General features: G+C 66.6%; 10 protein-coding genes. 4 read left to right on the top strand and 6 right to left on the bottom strand.

Going from position 1 to position 17,218, the window contains the following annotated elements; translation table 11 throughout:
* Window positions 1-30 precede the first annotated feature (30 nt).
* Both ACZ1JC_RS24515 and ACZ1JC_RS24510 read left to right on the top strand, forming a co-directional pair.
* Window positions 31-1,659: an NAD(P)/FAD-dependent oxidoreductase gene (locus ACZ1JC_RS24515; protein WP_465137685.1), complete on the top strand. Its 1,629-nt coding sequence runs from the start codon at window positions 31-33 to the stop codon at window positions 1,657-1,659.
* A complete protein-coding gene (locus ACZ1JC_RS24510) occupies window positions 1,656-2,831 on the top strand; it encodes a BaiN/RdsA family NAD(P)/FAD-dependent oxidoreductase (RefSeq protein WP_465137686.1) in 1,176 nt (391 codons plus the stop codon). Before ACZ1JC_RS24515 ends, ACZ1JC_RS24510 begins: the two co-directional genes overlap by 4 nt.
* 12 nt (window positions 2,832-2,843) lie before the next feature.
* Here the strand turns inward: ACZ1JC_RS24510 and msrA are convergent, their stop codons facing one another.
* From msrA to ACZ1JC_RS24485, 5 genes are all read right to left on the bottom strand, one after another.
* Window positions 2,844-3,518, bottom strand: a complete 675-nt coding sequence (gene msrA / locus ACZ1JC_RS24505; RefSeq protein WP_465137687.1) for a peptide-methionine (S)-S-oxide reductase MsrA — start codon at window positions 3,516-3,518, stop codon at window positions 2,844-2,846.
* 67 nt (window positions 3,519-3,585) lie between these two features.
* The gene (locus ACZ1JC_RS24500) at window positions 3,586-5,409 is read right to left on the bottom strand and encodes a hypothetical protein (protein ID WP_465137688.1); all 1,824 of its coding nucleotides are present in this window, start codon (window positions 5,407-5,409) and stop codon (window positions 3,586-3,588) included.
* Window positions 5,406-7,112 (bottom strand): Hsp70 family protein, encoded by a 1,707-nt coding sequence (locus ACZ1JC_RS24495; protein WP_465137689.1) that lies wholly within the window; start codon window positions 7,110-7,112, stop codon window positions 5,406-5,408. The genes ACZ1JC_RS24500 and ACZ1JC_RS24495 overlap by 4 nt, the downstream gene beginning before the upstream one ends.
* A 235-nt stretch (window positions 7,113-7,347) precedes the next feature.
* The gene (locus ACZ1JC_RS24490) at window positions 7,348-8,418 is read right to left on the bottom strand and encodes a LacI family DNA-binding transcriptional regulator (protein WP_465137690.1); all 1,071 of its coding nucleotides are present in this window, start codon (window positions 8,416-8,418) and stop codon (window positions 7,348-7,350) included.
* A 76-nt stretch (window positions 8,419-8,494) separates the two neighbouring features.
* Window positions 8,495-9,766 carry an MFS transporter gene (locus ACZ1JC_RS24485; RefSeq protein ID WP_465137691.1) on the bottom strand — a complete coding sequence of 424 codons (1,272 nt, stop codon included), beginning with the start codon at window positions 9,764-9,766 and terminating at the stop codon, window positions 8,495-8,497.
* Between the two features lie 308 nt (window positions 9,767-10,074).
* On the opposite strand from ACZ1JC_RS24485, the gene ACZ1JC_RS24480 reads away from it, so the two are divergent.
* A complete protein-coding gene (locus tag ACZ1JC_RS24480; protein WP_465137692.1) occupies window positions 10,075-10,959 on the top strand; it encodes an ROK family protein in 885 nt (294 codons plus the stop codon).
* A gap of 306 nt (window positions 10,960-11,265) precedes the next feature.
* A complete protein-coding gene (locus ACZ1JC_RS24475) occupies window positions 11,266-16,002 on the top strand; it encodes an NAD-glutamate dehydrogenase domain-containing protein (RefSeq protein ID WP_465137693.1) in 4,737 nt (1,578 codons plus the stop codon).
* Window positions 16,003-16,135: 133 nt separating this feature from the next.
* On the opposite strand, the gene ACZ1JC_RS24470 is transcribed toward ACZ1JC_RS24475, so the two are convergent.
* Entirely contained in the window at window positions 16,136-17,218 is a 1,083-nt protein-coding gene (locus ACZ1JC_RS24470; RefSeq protein ID WP_465137694.1) for an AbrB family transcriptional regulator, read from the bottom strand.

The following is a 17,218-nucleotide window of genomic DNA, read 5'->3' as shown; positions in this document are numbered from 1 at the left end:
TACCGGCCGATCGGGTATAAGGGCGCGCGGATGATCCGCCTTTCCGACCTTGCCCTGCCGCTAGACCACGCCCCGGCCGCCCTTGAGGCTGCCGTCTGCGAACGCCTTGGCATTGCGCCCGACCAGATCGAACGCCTGACCGTGGTGCGCCGTGGCAACGACGCGCGCCGCAAGACCGCGATCAAGCTGGTCTACACCCTCGATCTGGACGTGAAGGACGAAGCCGAACTGCTGGCGCGTTTCCATGACGACCAGCACGTGCGCCCCACGCCCGATACCAGCTACAAGTTCGTCACCCATGCGCCGGAGGGCTGGTCCGGCCAGCGCCCGGTGGTGATCGGCACTGGGCCCTGCGGGCTGCTGGCCGCGCTGATTCTGGCGCAGATGGGCTTCAAGCCGATCATCGTCGAGCGCGGCAAGGCCGTGCGCGAACGCACCAAGGACACCTGGGGCCTGTGGCGCCGTTCCGTGCTCGATCCCGAAAGCAATGTGCAATACGGCGAAGGCGGCGCGGGCACATTCTCCGACGGCAAGCTCTACAGCCGCATCAAGGACTCGCGTCATTTGGGGCGCAAGGTTCTGACCGAATTCGTGAAGGCCGGCGCGCCGGACGATATCCTGACCGAAGCGCACCCGCACATCGGCACGTTCCGCCTTGTCACCATGGTGATGTCCATGCGCGAAACGATCGAGCGGCTTGGCGGCGAATACCGCTTCAGCACCCGCGTCGACGATTTCGAGGTGGAGGAAGATGCCGAGGGCAACCGCCGCCTCACCGGCCTGCACCTTTCCAATGGCGAATTCCTGCCCGCCAGCCATGTGATCATGGCGGTCGGCCACTCGGCGCGCGATACCTTTCAGGTGCTTCACGATCGCGGCGTCTTCATGGAGGCCAAGCCTTTCGCCATCGGCGTGCGCATCGAACATCCGCAAAGCTGGATCGACACGGCGCGGTACGGTCCCAATGCGGGCAACAAGATCCTCGGCGCGGCGGCCTATTCGATCGCGCACAAGGCTTCGAACGGCCGCACCGTCTACAGCTTCTGCATGTGCCCGGGCGGGCGCGTGGTGGCGGCGGCCAGCGAAGAGGGCCGCGTCGTCACCAACGGCATGAGCCAGTATTCGCGGGCCGAGTTCAATGCCAACTCCGGCCTTGTCGTCGATATCAATCCGGAAGAGGACTACCCCGGCGATCCGCTGGCGGGTGTAGCCTTCCAGCGCAAGTTCGAGGAACTGGCCTTCAAGGCCGGCGGATCGAACTACAAGGCGCCGGGGCAGAAGCTGGGCGATTTTCTGGCGGATCGCCCGTCGACCGAGTTCGGCGAAGTGATCCCCAGCTATCAGCCGGGTGTGCACCTGACCGAGTTGAAGCAGTGCCTGCCGGACTTCGTGGTGGACGCGATCCGTGAAGCGCTGCCGGTGTTCGGCCGCCAGGTGCCGGGTTACGACCATCCGGATGTGGTGATGACCGGCGTGGAAACGCGCACATCCTCACCCGTGCGCATCACGCGCGGCAAGGACTTCCAGAGCCTCAATACGCGCGGGCTTTACCCGGCGGGTGAGGGCGCGGGCTACGCCGGCGGCATTCTCTCGGCCGCGGTCGACGGTATTCGCGTGGCAGAGGCGCTGGCCTTGGAACTGGCTCCGGTCCAATCGTGAGCGACGCCTACGATGCCATCGTGCTCGGCGCGGGTGCCGCCGGGCTGTTCTGCGCCGCCACGGCCGGGCAGCGCGGCAAGCGAGTGCTGCTGCTCGACCATGCCGATCAACCGGGCAAGAAGATCCTGATCTCCGGCGGCGGGCGCTGCAACTTCACCAACGTCCACACTGCGCCGGATCGCTATCTCTCCAGCAATCCGCACTTCGCGAAGTCGGCGCTGAGCCGCTATACGGCCGCCGATTTTCTGGAAATGGTCGAGGTCTATGGCATCGCCTGGCATGAAAAGACGCTGGGGCAATTGTTCTGCGACGGTTCGGCCAAGCAGATCGTTGCCATGCTGCTGGAAGAGTGCGCCAAGGGCGGTGTCGAACTGAACTGCGGCGACGCGCTGGGGGAGATCGACCATGCCGACGGCCTCTACCGCGTGGCTTTCGGCAGCCGCACGGCCACTGCGCCGGCGCTGGTGATCGCCACAGGCGGGCCTTCGATCCCCAAGATGGGCGCCACCGGCTTTGCCTATGACCTTGCACGCAAGTTCGGCCTGAAGGTCGTGCAGCCGCGCCCGGCGCTGGTGCCGCTTACACTGTCGGGGGACGAGGCGCTGTTCCGCGAGCTTTCCGGCGTCTCCACCGAAGTGATCGTGAGGTGCGGCAAGGCGGCGTTCCGTGAGGCGGCCCTATTCACGCATCGCGGCCTTTCCGGTCCCGCTATCCTGCAGATTTCCAGCTATTGGCAGCGCGGCCAGACGGTGACGACGCAGTTCCTGCCTGATCGACAAGAGGGCTGGCTGAGGGATGCCAAGCGCGAACGCCCGCGCGCCACTTTGCGCAAGGTGCTGGGCGAAGGCCTGCCGGAACGTCTTGTGGATGTGCTTGGCGAACGCTTGGGACTCAATGGCGAACTTGGCGCGATGTCGGACAAGGCGCTGGCCGCTGCCGAGGCGAAGCTGGCCCGCTGGCCATTCGTGCCCGACGGCTCCGAAGGCTTTGCCAAGGCGGAAGTGACGGCGGGCGGCATCGATACCGGCGGGCTCTCGTCCAAGTCCATGGAGGCGCGCAAGGTGCCTGGCCTCTACTCCATCGGCGAGGCAGTGGACGTTACCGGCTGGCTGGGCGGCTATAACTTCCAGTGGGCCTGGGCCAGCGCCCGTGCGGCCGGGCTGGCGATCTAACCCCACCTAATTCTACCCGACGTACAGCTGCGGGAATTCGGCCTTGAACCGGGCCAGCCGGGGCTTGTCCCAACGCTGGATATAACCGTTGTTCGGGTTCCTGCGCATGAAGTCCTGATGATAGGCTTCGGCAGGGAAGAAGGCGCCGGTTTCGATCTTCGTCGCGATCGGCTTGGGGAAGGCATGGGCCTTGTTCAGCTGCGCGATGTAGGCGCCTGCCAGCTGCTTCTGCGCGGCGTTCTGCGGAAAGATCGCCGAGCGATAGCTGGGCCCGCGATCCGGATACTGGCCGTCCACTTGCGTGGGATCATGTGCCGCCCCGAAGTAGACCTGCAGGATCTGGCCGTAAGAGACCTTGGCGGGATCGTAGACGATCCGCACGGCTTCGGCGTGGCCGGTGGTCTCGCTGGATACGGACTCGTAATTGGCATTGGTACGCGTGCCGCCGGCATAGCCCGAGGTTACCGAGGCTACGCCGCGCAAGTGCTCAAACACGCCTTCCATGCCCCAGAAGCATCCCCCTGCCAGAATGGCGACCTGTTGGCCGGACGGCCGCACCGTTTCCGCAGGGGGCGGGGGCAGGGCGGCAGCGTTCGCGGGCTCTCCACGCGGACCGGTAAGGGCTAGGGCCACTGCGGCAAGGCCGGCGGTTGCCAACATGGCAAAGGAAACAGGGCGGATGGGCATCGCGGGCACTCCCGTATCGCTCGTGATAGGGAATTCGCGCCGCTCCGCTCGATGGTTACAACGCCGTTCAAAGCGTCATCAGGATCTCGCGGCGGTTGCTGCCCTGCCAGTCCAGCGCCTGCTCCAGCAGGGCGATGGTGACGGCGCAACGATCGGCATCGCTGCCTTTGCCTTGCATAGCGGCCAGCACATCCTTTTGGCTCAGCTTTGTGGCCTTGATCACTTTGCCGATGAGTTCGCCGGGGACCATCGCGCTGTGATCGCCCATGCCCTTGGGCTGACCCAGCGCATTCTGCTGCGCAAGGCGGAGGGCGAAATCCCGCTCCCGCGCGCGATCGTCGGGCGAGAGTGGCAGGGGGCCGTCGAACCAGCCGGAATTGCCCAATTGCTGGCAGGCCCCGACGCTGTGGCTGCGCCCGGCGCGAAGCTGGGCGAGGCGCAGTTGCATGGCGGTTTCGAACAGACCGCCCGAAAGCTCGCGCCCGTTGAGGTAGCTGCGCATGCGTACGATCGCCACGGCCTTGTCGATCAGCGCCCCCTGATCCTCGCCCGCGCGGACGCCGCGGGAGACATTGGCGTTGATCGTCCGGGCCAGATCGGGCTGCACCTTCCACAGCCAGTCGGCATCGTGGCCTTCGCCGAAGGCCTCCTTCGCGGCCCCGTTCATCACCTGCGAAACTTCTCCCGAGGGGGCGGCTTCGTAGGAGTTTGCAGAGGACGGCTGCGGCGGTGGCGGGGAGGATGAATTGGCAATCGTGACGACAATGGCGAAGGCCGCGATGCCCAGCAGCACCAGCAACCCGGTCAGGACCGGATTGCCGCCTTCCCACGATGCCACGCGCTCGGCGGCGAAGTGCGATTCCAGTTCCGGGAAATGCTTGCGGACACCGCGCAGCAGGGCGTCGACGTCGCTCTGCGCCGGCCCGCCCACGAATCGTAGCGGACCGGCCTTGCCGGGCTTCGCCAGTTCGTTCCATGCCTTGTGGAACCGGTGATCGGGCTGCAGCGCGTTCTGCTGGAAACGATAACCGCGCAGGCGCGCGCCAAGGAACTGCACGGCCGGACGAGCATCGTGGGCGCTCCATTCGCGTTCCCAGCCAAAGGCGCGGCTGGCGTCTTCCAGCAGCGGGGCGGACCGGGGCCAGCCGCGCGCAAGGATTTCCGCCAGCCAATCCTCGATCTGCTGCTGGCGGGAGACGTGCGATTGCGCCACTTCGTCCAGAATCGTGCGCAAGGCGCGCGTCGCCTGGCGGGTTTCCGCTTCGGTCAGCGGATCGCCGGCATTGTCGCGTTCGGGATCGAGCAGGATCGTCAGGCGCTCGGCCGGGGTTTCACCCGGGCGCAGGCCCAGCGCGTCGTCACCGACAAGGCTGCCCGCAAGCAGCGGCGCGGTGAAAGGATCTATAGTGGTGACCGGGATGCCGGCACCGCTGATGCCGCCGTGGCCGACCTCGCGCGCGGCGGCGGCGGCCCAGGCCATGCGTTCCAGCATGGTGGATGCATCGGGCTCCCCCGGCCGCGTTGCCAGCGGGCGACCGGCGGGGTCCTCGAAATCCTGCCATTCGCCGGGCAGTTCCGGTGCCGCGAATGTCCAGCGCGGGGGAGCGGCAGGCGCAGTAGTCGACGCCGCAGGCTGGGTGGGTTCGGGGGCCGCAGCGTCCGTCGTCGCGTCGGTTTCGTCCGCGCCATCCGTATCGGCCGCTTCGACGTTGCCTTCATCCATCGTCCGCGCCAGCCGCAAGGCAAGGTCGCGCGCCTGACGCAGCCGGGCAAAGCCGGCAACGTCGCTGTCGACATTCATCGCCTTGAGCTGTTCCGCATAAGCCTTGCGGATCGCGGAGGTCTCGGCCGTGGGCTCGATGCCCAGCAGCGACCAGGGATGACGGCTCATAGCGGGCTTACGCTTTCGACATCGTCCAGCCTTGCCGAAAGCATTGCGCGGGCATCGGCGATGCGGCGCGGGTCCTGACTGTCCAGCGCGCCGACAAAGTGCGTGATCCAGTGGCCGATCATCTGGCGCAATTCGCCAATGTGGTCTTCGTAGCACCGCTCCGCCCGGGCCATCAGCGCGACATTGCCGGCATCCTCACGCGGGTGGTGCTTCAGCTGGGCAAGGGCGGCACGGCGCTGCTCGATCTGCTTGCGGTCGGGCCGATCCTCCTCGTCCACGATCACCAGATTGCGGGTCGCGCCGTTTTCGGGAACGTGGACGTCGATCTCCAGCAGACCCGAACTGTCGTAGGAAAAGCGGACCTCTACCGAAATCTCGCCCGCAGCGCGCGGGGGGACGGGCACGGTCATGTCGCCCAGCTTCACGTTCCCGCGCACTTCGCGGGCCTCGCCCTGATAGATGCCGAATTCCAGCTTCTTCTGGTTGTCCGCCAGAGTGGAATAGGTGTTCACGCGGCTGACCGGGACGGGCGTGTTGCGATCGATGATCGGGGAAAACAGCCCACGCTGAATCCCGCCGTAGCCGTCCCGCTCGGCCACTTCGATGCCCAGCGTGAAAGGGCAGACGTCGGTGATGCGGATTTCTTCCAGCGCCGCATCGCGCCCGGCTAGCCCGGCCTGAATCGCCGCGCCCAGCGCCACGGCGTGATCGGGATGGACCGTGGAATTGGGAAAGCGGCCGAACAGGCGCGTGATCGCCCGGCGCACGACCGGCATCCGCGTGGCGCCGCCCACCAGCACCACGTCCGAAAGTTCGGCGGCATCGATCGCGCAGTCGCGCAGCGCGCGCACGACCGGTTCGCGCAGGCGGCGCAGCAGAGTGTCGCACGCGGTCTCGAACTCGGCATCGGTCACCGTGGCGGCCAGGCGCGTTTCCTCAACCACCACCGCGAATTCGGCTTCCGAAGCGTTGGACAGCGCGCGGCGGCAGCTTTCGGCGGCGCGCTTCAGCAAGGCGTCGCGCCGTTCGGCGGGCAGGGCGGCCAGACGGTTCTCGGGATCGATGCGCGGCGCCATCAGCGCGGCCAGCACATCGTCGAAATCATCCCCGCCAAGCCGGTTGTCGCCGGCGGAGGCGCGCACTTCCACGATGCCCTCGAACATTTCCACGATCGAAACGTCGAACGTGCCGCCGCCAAGGTCGAAAACAAGAAATGCCTCACGGTCGCCCTGATCCTGCAGCCCGAAGGCCAGCGCGGCGGCGGTCGGCTCGTTGATCAGGCGGCGCACGGTCAGGCCCGCCAGCTCGCCCGCGCGGCGCGTGGCTTTGCGCTGGCGGTCGTTGAAATAGGCGGGGACGGTGATGACGGCCTCGGTCGGCGTCTCGCCGGTCAGGGCCTCCACATCCTTTACCAGTGCCTGCAGCACCAGTGCCGAAAGGTCTTCGGCCTTGTATTCCTTACCGCCCAGTTTGGTGGTCGCTGCGGTGCCCATGCGGCGCTTGAAGCTGGTGGCGGTGTCCTGCGGATGCGTAGCCAGCCGGTCCAGCGCGGGGCGCCCTATCCACACTTGCCCGCCCGGCGCGATGCTGACGGCCGACGGGGTCAGAAGTTCGCCCAGAGCATTGGGCACGAGTTCGGCTGCGCCATCCCGCCAGATGGCCACTGCACTGTTGGTCGTCCCGAGATCGATGCCGATCAGCATAGCGCCCCGCCGCCAAGGTCCCGAGTCACGCTGGCCCTTCCCTAAAACTCTTCGTCCGACTGCAGCCACCCGATTGCTGCCAGGCAGTCGCATCCGATCGGCTGAATCCGGCGATACCGTCCGCCGGTTCGCCCTCGGCGCCCGTGCTTAGCGGCAAGCACGGGCGATCGAAAGGGCCAAGTGCGTGTTTATGGATGTATGGGCGGCGCCGTTCGCTTGCATCCGCGGACGAGGATCAAGTGCGCGTGCTGCCCCTGCGGATCAGCTGCGGCGCCATGACCAGACTGCTGGTGCCTTCCCCTTCGATCCGCGCGCGTAACCGTTCGACCATGGCCTTGGCTCCTGCGGCGATTTCCTGCCGGATCGTGGTGAGCGGCGGCATGGTCTGCGCGGCCAGCGGCAGATCGTCGAAGCCGACGATCTGCACCTGATCGGGCACGCGGCGGCCGATTTCGTGCAGCGTGCGCAGGGCGGACATGGCGATCAGATCGGTGGCGGCAACGATGCCGTCCACGCCCATGTCCATTTCCGAAAGGACGCTGCGGATGCCGGGGCCCATGTCCTCTCCGGCAAGGCCGGCGGAAAGGTGCGAAAGCGGAACGCGCGCGGCCTGCGCCTCGTCTGCCGCCCCGCGAAAGCGCATGGCGATTTCCAGTCCGGACGTATCGCCCAGGAATACCAGCCGGCGGGCACCGGCATCGATCAGGTGGCGGGCCGCCAAGCGGCCGCCAGCCTCGTTATCGGTACCCACAGCGCAATGCGTCTGGCCGGGGCGGCAATGGCCCCACACCACCATCGGGCGATAGGTGGCCGCAACCTGCTCAATCACGTCGAACTGGTTGGACTGGCCGATGACGATCACCCCGTCGACCATGCCCGATCCGGTCATGCGTTCCAGCCAGTCGCCCGTCCCATCGGGAATGGCGCGGCTGAGCATCAGGTCATAGCCGCTCTCGGTCAGTTCGTCCGCCAGATGGCCTAGCAGCGTGAGGAAGAACGGATCGGAAATGTGCTGGCGCTTTTCATGCCCCAGCGGGATCACCACGCCAACGACGTCGGTGCGGCGGGACCGCAGGCGGCTGGCCATCTGATTGGGACGAAAGCCGTGCTGCCGGGCAATGGCGCGAATGCGTTCGCGGGTTTCGGCATTGACCAGCGACTTGCCCGCAAGCGCACGTGAAACGGTGCCCGCGGAGACGCCGGCTATACGTGCAATATCGGCAAGCGTGCGCACTTCGCCCGTATCGGCGCCCGTATCGGCGCCGGTGTGCAGCAACGGCTTGTCCTGTTCGCGTTTGATGACCATGGCCCCCCCATTCGTCGTGCCGGCATTAACAGTATGAACAGCCGGGCGGAAGCGCCTTGTGGGCGGGGCAAGTCGGTCAGGAAACGGGGTTTTCAACCAATAGGGGACGCCTTTCGACCAACAGTGTCAACAGGGCGCCAACCAGCAGAAGAAGCCCGGCCAGAGCCAATGCGCCGCGCGGATCGCCTCCCAGCAAGGGGGTGTAGATGAGGGGCATGGTCAGGGTTTCGAGCAGCATGGGCACCACGATTAAAATATTGAAAAGTCCCATGTAGATTCCGGTCCTTTCGGGCGGTATCGCGGCGGCCAGCATGACGTAGGGATTGCCCATCATGCCGGCCCAGCCCAGGCCGATTCCCAGCATCGGCAATGCCAGCAGCCAGGGGGAGGCGATTTGCGGCGTGATCAGCGGCAGCCCGGCCATGCCGATCCCGGCTGCTGTAAGGCAGATCGCATGGGCGCGAGGCGCCCCGATCCGGCGCACCGCCGGCACCAGTGCGAGTGCCGCGAAGAAGGCCACAAGGTTGTAAAGCGCACCCAATTGCTGCGCCGTCATGACCGCCGCCCGGAAGGCCGGGCCATGCGGATCCGAGGTGCCGTGGAGCGATCGGGCCAGCGCGAAGGCGACGTACTGCCAATAGACGAACATCGCATACCATTGGCACAGCATTGCGGGGGCAAGCCGGCGCATTGGCCGTGGCATCTCGACGATGGCCTGCGCCACCTCGCGGAGCAGCATCCTGCGAGGAGGCCGGGTTTCTTCATCGGCAGGCGAAAGCTCCGGCACGCGGAGGACGGACCAGACCACGGTCGAGAGCGAGAGGATCGCGCCGATGACGAATGCCGCGCGTACCACCTCGGGAATGCCGTTGGCGTCCAGCAGGTCCCGCGCGATCACCGCCGCCAACAGGGAGGGCGCGAGGTACGACAATGTCTGCGCCAGCCCGGTAAATGCACTTTGCGTAAGAAAGCCCAGCGCGTGCTGATCGCGCGGCAATCGGTCCGCGACATAGGCGCGGTACGGCTCCATCGTCACGTTGTTGGCCGCATCCAGCACCCAGAGCAGCCCCGCCGCCGTCCATAGGGTGGGGCTGAGCGGCATGGCCAGGAGGCAGGCGGAACAGACCAGCGCGCCCGCCAGGAACCATGGACTGCGCCGACCGAGGCGGGAGCGGGTGCGATCGCTCAGCGCTCCCACCAATGGCTGCACGACCAGCCCGGTAACGGGGCCGGCCAGCCAGAGCAGCGGCATGATGGCCTCGCTGGCGCCCAGGTATGCGTAGATCGGCGCCATGTTGGCCTGCTGCAGCCCGAAGCTGAACTGCAGGCCGAAGAACCCCAGGTTCATCTCCAGAATCCGGAGGAAGGGCAACTTTGGCTTCATGGGCGCGACACCGTTTCCCCATCGTACCGGGCGATCTCCATCAACGGTTTGATCTTGCGCGTGGTTGCGATGAAATCGATTGCGCGTGGGGACGATTGGTTTTGTGGAGAGGCTGGTGCCGGTTCCCGTCTCAAGGTTCCCGAAGCAAGAAAGCGGTCATCTCCCGTTTCTGGCGCAAATTCGTCATCACGCTGCTCCGCCGGCCTTAGGGATATCTGCGGTGCATGGTTCGGCGCTTGCGGCCCGCGCGTGCGAGTGGCAGGGACAAGCGCATGGCAGGCATTGCGGGTATTGAACTGGGCGGCACCAAGACCGTCGTCGTGCTGGGGCATCCCGGCGCTATCGAGGCGCGGGAGGAGTTTCCCACTACCACGCCCGACGAAACGCTCTCTCGCGCGATCGCCACGGTCCGTGCATGGCAGGGTGGATCCGGCGGGCCGATGGCCGTCGGTGTGGCCAGCTTCGGCCCCATTCGCGTGGACCGCGCGGCTGCGGACTTTGGTGTGATGCTCGATACCCCCAAGCCCGGTTGGGCGGGGGCAGACGTTGCCGGCAGGCTGAAAGCGGAATTAGGCTGCCCGCTGGGGCTCGATACCGACGTCAATGCCGCCGCGCTGGCAGAGCACCGTTTCGGCGCGGCGAAAGACTGCCCGACGATGGCCTATATCACGGTCGGCACCGGGGTGGGCGTGGGCGTTCTGGCCAATGGCGCGCCGGTGCATGGCCTGATGCATCCGGAAGTGGGGCACGTGCGCCTGCGCCGGGCGGCCGGGGATGACTTTGCCGGGGCCTGCCCGTTCCATGGCGACTGCGTGGAGGGCCTGCTGAGCGGCCCGGCGCTTGCCACGCGATTTGGCCGGCATCCGTCCACTGTCGCGGCGGATGATCCGGCATGGGAAGCCGTTTCGCAGGATCTGGCGCAATTGCTGGCCGCCCTGCTGCTGACGCTTTCGGCACAGCGGATCGTCGTGGGCGGGGGCGTCGCCAATCGGCAGCCGCATGTGTTGCCCGCCGCCGTGGCGCGCCTGCCCGAACTTCTGGGCGGCTATTTGCGGGACTGCACGCCGGAGACGTTGGCAAGGATCTGCGTGCCTCCCGCACTGGGAGACGATGCCGGGCCGATGGGGGCGCTCATCGTCGGATCCGGCGCGCTCTGACCGCAAAATCGGCTGGGCTGCGCGCGCCATTTGTCGGGGTGTAAATTATGCAATTTCGCGGCGCTAATCGAATGTTGCGCGATCGGGAAACCTCGTTACAAAGCTGCGTCACGCCCACGGGCTCGAGCCGGTCGCTCGGGGGCTAGCGATGCTTCGGTATCGTTGAAAAGGTTGCACTTTCCTCCGCGTGAATTCCGGAGCAAGGTGGATGCCTGAATTCACGACCGGTCCTATATTGACGAGGCAGGCGCTGCGCGCCTCATCGGGCGCACGCGCCGCAAGCCTTATGGATTGCGGGAGTATGTCATGAGCGCAGACGAAGTGAAGGTCGCAGCACAAGCCCGGTCGGACGAAGGACCGGGGGGAGCGGCGCTTCAAGCAGCGATCGTCTCGCGCATCCGCGACTCGCTGTTGCCGGCAGAGGCCGATGGCGATTTCGGCTGGGTGGAAGGGGCTGCCGGGGTGCTGCTGACCGCTGCCGCGCGGCGCAAGCCCGGTACTGCCGTGATCGAAATGGCATCGACCAGCGATGAGCGTCGCTATTTGCGCATTGCCCTGATCAACGACGACATGCCGTTCCTGGTCGATTCGGTCGCCTCCGCGATTGCCGAGGCGGGCCTGGTGATCGACCGCCTTGCCCACCCGGTCATATCGGTGGAGCGCGATGACGAGGGCAGCCTGATCGCGCTGCCCGATGTCGGCACCGAAGGCGCGATGCGCGAATCGATGATCTACATCGAGACCGAGCGCGTGGACGCCCGCCAGCGCGGCGAACTGCATCGCCGGCTTGAGGAGACGCTGAAGGACGTTCGCGCTGCCGTTGCCGACTGGCCGCAGATGGTTGCGGCGATGACCGCCGATTCCGCACAAGTCAGCGATGTGGAAGGCGCGGAATTGCTGCGCTGGTTCGCCACCGGGATGCTCACCCAGCTGGGCCACGTCACCCGCCGTCGTGACGGCTCGCATTCCGACCTGCTGGGCGTCTGCCGCCGGGGCGAGCGCGATCTGCTGTCCGAAGCCAGCTATCAGCGCGCATTCGATGCTTTCGACGCGCAGCTTGCCGCCAACGACATTCGCGCGCCAATGGTCATCAAGGCCAACCGGATGGCGACCGTTCACCGCCGCGTGCCGATGGACCTGTTCCTGGTGCCGGTGCTGGAAGACGGCAAGGTTGCCGCGCTTTCGGTCCATGCCGGCATCTGGACCAGCGCGGCGCTGGCCGCCACGCCGGACCGCGTTCCGCGCCTGCGCACGCTGCTGGCGGGCATGGGTGCCAAGCTGGGGCTCGATCCCACCGGCCACACCGGCAAGGCGCTGGCCCATGCGCTGACCAGCCTGCCGCACGACTTGGTGCTCGGTCTGGACGAAGCCGACGTGGAACGTCTGGCGACGACGATGAGCAGTCTGGTCGATCGCCCGCGTCCGCGCCTGATCGTCACCAGTTCGCCGCTGTCGCGCCACTTGTTCGCCTTCGTGTGGATCACCCGCGACACGCTTTCGACGCAGATGCGCAAGCGTATCCAGACGGTGATAGAAGACGCCGCGCAGGCGCCTACGCTGGATTGGGCGCTGACGGTCGAAGCCGGCAATCTGGTGATGATGCGCTACACGCTGGACATTCGCGACGGCGCGCAGGACCTTGACGAAACCGCGCTGGACAACCGCCTGCAAGTCATGCTGCGCGGTTGGGGAGAGGCGGTGGAAGCCGCGCTGGGCCAGACGCTGGAACCGGCGCGTGCCGCGGCGATCGCCGCGCGCTATGCCGATGCCTTCCCGATGGCCTATCGCAGCGATTACGGCCCGGCCGAAGCCGCGATCGACATCGCCCACATGCGCAAGATCGTGATCGGCGAAGCGGCCGAGGCGGAGCGTTTCCAGGGCCACCGCGACGTGCGCCTCTATGCGCATGACAGCGACGGTGAGGGCCAGCTGCGCCTAAAGATCTATCAGGCGGAAGGCAGCCTGCCGCTGTCCGACGCGGTGCCGGCGCTGGAGAATTTCGGCTTCCGCGTGCTGTCCGAAATGCCGACGCCGCTGGAAAAGGGCCGCATCGGTACGATCCACGATTTCACGCTGGAGCTGCCCGCAGGGCGTGACGCGGCGGACGTGCTCAAGCTTTCGGCGATGATCGAGGATGCGCTGGGCGGTGTGCTCAACGGGCAGGGTGAGGACGATCCGTTCAACCGCCTCGTTCCCGGCCTTGGCCTCTCCAAGCGGGAGGCGAACTGGCTGCGTGCGTGGTATCGTTATCTGCGTCAGGCCGGCAGCAACTTCGGGATCGGCACCGTGGTCGATGCGCTGCAGGGCGCCCCGCGCGTGACGCTGGGCCTGATCGACCTGTTCCGCGCGATCCATGATCCGGCCTTCGCCGGCGATCGCAACGTCGCCAAGGCGGCCGCGCAGGAAGCGATCCGCGAAGGGCTGGCCGGCGTCAGCGCGATCAACGACGACCGCCTGCTGCGCGCCTACCGCGACCTGGTCGGCGCGATGCTGCGTACCAATGCCTTCGTGCCGGCGGGACAACTGGCGCTTGCCTTCAAGCTGGACTCGGCGCTGGTGCCGGGCCTGCCGAAGCCGCTGCCGTGGCGGGAGATCTTCGTCTATTCGCACCGCGTGGAAGGTATCCACTTGCGCGCCGGCCCGGTCGCGCGTGGCGGCCTGCGCTGGTCCGACCGCCGCGACGACTATCGCACCGAAATCCTGGGCCTGATGAAGGCGCAGCGCGTGAAGAACGCGGTGATCGTTCCGACCGGCGCCAAGGGCGGCTTCTATCCCAAGCAGCTTCCCGATGCCGCGCTGGACCGTGCGGGTTGGGCGGCCGAGGGGCAGGCCAGCTACGAGATCTTCATCTCCACGCTGCTGTCGATCACCGACAATATCGACGACACCACCGTCATCCATCCGGAAGGCGTGGTGATCCTTGATGGCGAGGATCCCTACTTCGTCGTCGCGGCGGACAAGGGCACGGCCAAGTTCTCCGACGTGGCGAACGGAATTGCGGAATCGCACGGCTTCTGGCTGGACGATGCGTTCGCCAGCGGCGGTTCGAACGGGTACGACCACAAGGCCATGGGCATCACCGCCAAGGGCGCGTGGCTCTCGGTCCAGCGCCACTTCCTTGAGCAGGGCGTGGACGTGCAAGTCGATCCGGTGCGCGTCGTCGGCTGCGGAGACATGTCGGGCGACGTCTTCGGCAACGGCATGTTGCTGTCGAAGGCGCTGAAGATCGTTGCCGCATTCGATCACCGCCACATCTTCCTTGACCCCAATCCCGATCCGGAAGCCAGCTGGGCAGAGCGCAAGCGCCTGTTCGACCTGTCGCATTCCAGCTGGGACGACTATGACAAGTCGCTGATCTCGCAGGGCGGCGGGGTATTCTCGCGCAAGTCGAAGTCGATCCCGCTGACGCCCGAAGTGCGTGAGGCGCTTGGCATTTCCGCCACCGAACTGGATCCGGATTCGCTGATTTCGGCGATCCTCTGGGCCAAGGTGGACCTGCTGTGGTTCGGCGGCATCGGTACCTATGTAAAGGCGTCGAGCGAGAACAACGCGGTCGTCGGCGATCCCGCCAACGACACGCTGCGCGTCAGTGCCAACGAAGTGGGCGCGCGGGTGATTGGCGAAGGCGCGAACCTTGGCGTTACCCAGGCCGGCCGCATCGAGTTCGCCGCACGCGGCGGGCGCATCAATGCCGACTTCATCGACAATTCGGCCGGCGTCGACTGCTCTGACAATGAGGTGAACATCAAGATCGCCCTTGCCGCCGCCAAGCGGGCCGGGGCGCTGACCGAACCGCAGCGCGTCGAACTGCTGGCGCAGATGACCGACGAAGTCGCGCATCTGGTACTGGAGGATAACCGGCTGCAGGCATTGGCGCTCTCCATCGCCGAACGCGGCGGCGCCTCTGCCATGCCGGCGCAAGTCCGCCTGATCGAAACGCTGGAGGAAGGCGGCAATCTGGACCGCCGCACCGAAGGCCTTGCCGACAACGAAGTGCTCGCCCGCCGTGCGCAGGACGGTCGCGGGCTGACCCGGCCGGAACTGGCGGTGCTGCTCTCCAGCGGCAAGCTGGTGCTGCAGGACGCGATCGAGAAGAGCGATCTGGCCGCCGACAAGAGCCTTCAGGCGCTGCTGCTCGCCTCGTTCCCGAAGCCGATGCAGGAGCGTTTCGCCTCCTTCATCGAAGGGCACCGCCTTGCCGGAGAGATCATCGCCACCAAGTTGGCGAACCGCATCGTCAACCGTCTGGGCATCGTCCATCCCTTCGAACTGGCTGAGGAAGAGGGCGCGGAACTGGCGCAAGTGGCGGCAGCCTTCGCGCTGGCGGTGCAGCTGTTCGATCTCGATACGCTGTGGTCGCGCCTTGAAACCGCGCCGATGAGCGAGGGCGCCCGCATTGCCCTCTTCGCCAAGGTGGCGGTCGCCGTGCGCAGCCACATGGCGGACCTGCTGCGCGCCGGTGCCGGCCGCATCGCCCCGACCGAGCTGATTGTCCGAATCGGCAAGCAAGTCGCCGCGCTTTCGGTGGATACCGAGGAACTGCTGGGCGAACGCGTGGCCCAGCACTCGCACCGCCTGCGTGACGGGCTGCTGGAACTTGGCGCGCCCGAGGCTGAGGCGGTCATGGTCGCGGGTCTCTACGACCTTGACGGGGCTGTCGGCATTGCCGACCTCGCCGCCGAAACCGGGATCGACGCGCGCCGTCTGGTCGGGGCCTTCTCGCGCATCGGCGCTGGGCTGGGGCTCGACTGGGCGCAGGCCAATGCAGCGACGATGAACCCGTCGGATCCGTGGGAGCGCCTGCTGGTCGCTGGCCTTGCCCGCGATTTCCAGCAGATGCGTCTGGACTTCCTCAAAACCCTGGCGCGCACGGAAACCGGCAAGGCCGATCCCGCCGCCGCCGCCGAGGAATGGGGCCGCACCCACACGGCCGCGATCCGCACCTTCCGTGGCATGGTCCAGCGCGCGGAAAAGACGGTGCCGCTGACCCCGGCGATGCTGGCACAGATTGCCAGCCAGGCGCGGAACCTGCTTGGCCGGTAATGGATGGAGAGGGAGCCTTCGGGCTCCCTCTTTTTCCGACCATCTCGTCATTGCGAGCCTAGCGAAGCAATCCAGAGCGGTTCAAGACTGCCCTGGATTGCTTCGCTAGGCTCGCAATGACGAAGGAGGCGAACTACCCGACCGGCGGCGCCACGTGGCGGGCCACGGTGCGGGCGATCGTCGGGCCCAGCAGCAGGATCGCGAACATGCGCATCGTCTGCATCGTCATCACGAAGCCCATGTCCACCGGTGAGTTCGCGGCGATGATCGCGATGGAATCCATGCCGCCCGGGCTGGTCGCCAGATAGGCGGTGGCCAGGCTGACATGGGCGATCCGCGTCAGCAGCAGTGCCAGCAGGAAACAGGCCGTCATCATTGCGGCGATGGAGGCGACCACGGCGGGCAGGGCGCGGCGGGCACGCTCCACCGTTTCGCGCGTGAAGCGCATGCCGATGCCCCAGCCGACGATCATGTAGGCCGCCGCCATCAGCAGGGGCGGAAACTCGAAGCCGCTGACAAGGCCGGTGGCTTGCAGGATGCAGCCCACCACCATCGGGCCAAGGATGTTGGGCGCGGGCAGGCGCACCAGCCGCCCGCCAAGGGCACCGGCAGCGGCGACCACCAAGGTAGTGGCGAGCCCATGCAAGTCGACCGGTGCCAACCAGTTCATTCCCGGCCGAATCGCATGTCCGCCACTGCCGGAACCGAGCAGCATGGCCAGTGCCGATGCACCCACCGCCACCATCAGCACGCGCAGATAGGTCATGAAGGCGACGAGGCGATGATCCTCGCCATAGTCACGCGCCATGATGACCATCGCGGTGGCCAGCCCCGGTGCCGATCCCCAGACCGCCACCGCGCCCGGCAGCACTTTCAGCCGCGCCAGCAGGAAGCCGGCGCCATAGGCTGCGAACAGCGTGGCTACCGATACGAAAACGAAGATCGGCCATTCCGCCACGAACCGGGGCAGCAGGTCCGGTCCGAAGGAGGAGGCGATCAGGCAGCCGATCAGCGATTGCGAAGCGTTGAACACGGCGGAAGGTGTGGACAGCGGCACGCCTCTGGTCGCGAAGATGATCGCCGCCAGCATCGGCCCCAGCAATTGCCCGGCGGGTAGCCCCAGCCACTCCAGCCCGCCCGCAAAGACCACGGAGAGTGCGAACAGCAGCAGCCAGCGCAGCGGGGCAGGGCGGGCGGCTGGGTTCAGTCCAGGCAA

Source organism: Sphingomonas sp. BL-S-28, from assembly GCF_055521515.1.
Note: the sequence above shows the minus strand (reverse complement) of the source record. Positions and strands in the feature narration are given on the sequence as shown.

Coding starts and splice junctions, on each gene's coding strand:
- ACZ1JC_RS24515 (WP_465137685.1), top strand. CDS start 31: ATGATCCGCCTTTCCGACCTTGCCCTGCCGCTAGACCACGCCCCGGCC.
- msrA (WP_465137687.1), bottom strand. CDS start 3,518: ATGCCCATCCGCCCTGTTTCCTTTGCCATGTTGGCAACCGCCGGCCTT.
- ACZ1JC_RS24500 (WP_465137688.1), bottom strand. CDS start 5,409: ATGAGCCGTCATCCCTGGTCGCTGCTGGGCATCGAGCCCACGGCCGAG.
- ACZ1JC_RS24495 (WP_465137689.1), bottom strand. CDS start 7,112: ATGCTGATCGGCATCGATCTCGGGACGACCAACAGTGCAGTGGCCATC.
- ACZ1JC_RS24490 (WP_465137690.1), bottom strand. CDS start 8,418: ATGGTCATCAAACGCGAACAGGACAAGCCGTTGCTGCACACCGGCGCC.
- ACZ1JC_RS24485 (WP_465137691.1), bottom strand. CDS start 9,766: ATGAACCTGGGGTTCTTCGGCCTGCAGTTCAGCTTCGGGCTGCAGCAG.
- ACZ1JC_RS24480 (WP_465137692.1), top strand. CDS start 10,075: ATGGCAGGCATTGCGGGTATTGAACTGGGCGGCACCAAGACCGTCGTC.
- ACZ1JC_RS24475 (WP_465137693.1), top strand. CDS start 11,266: ATGAGCGCAGACGAAGTGAAGGTCGCAGCACAAGCCCGGTCGGACGAA.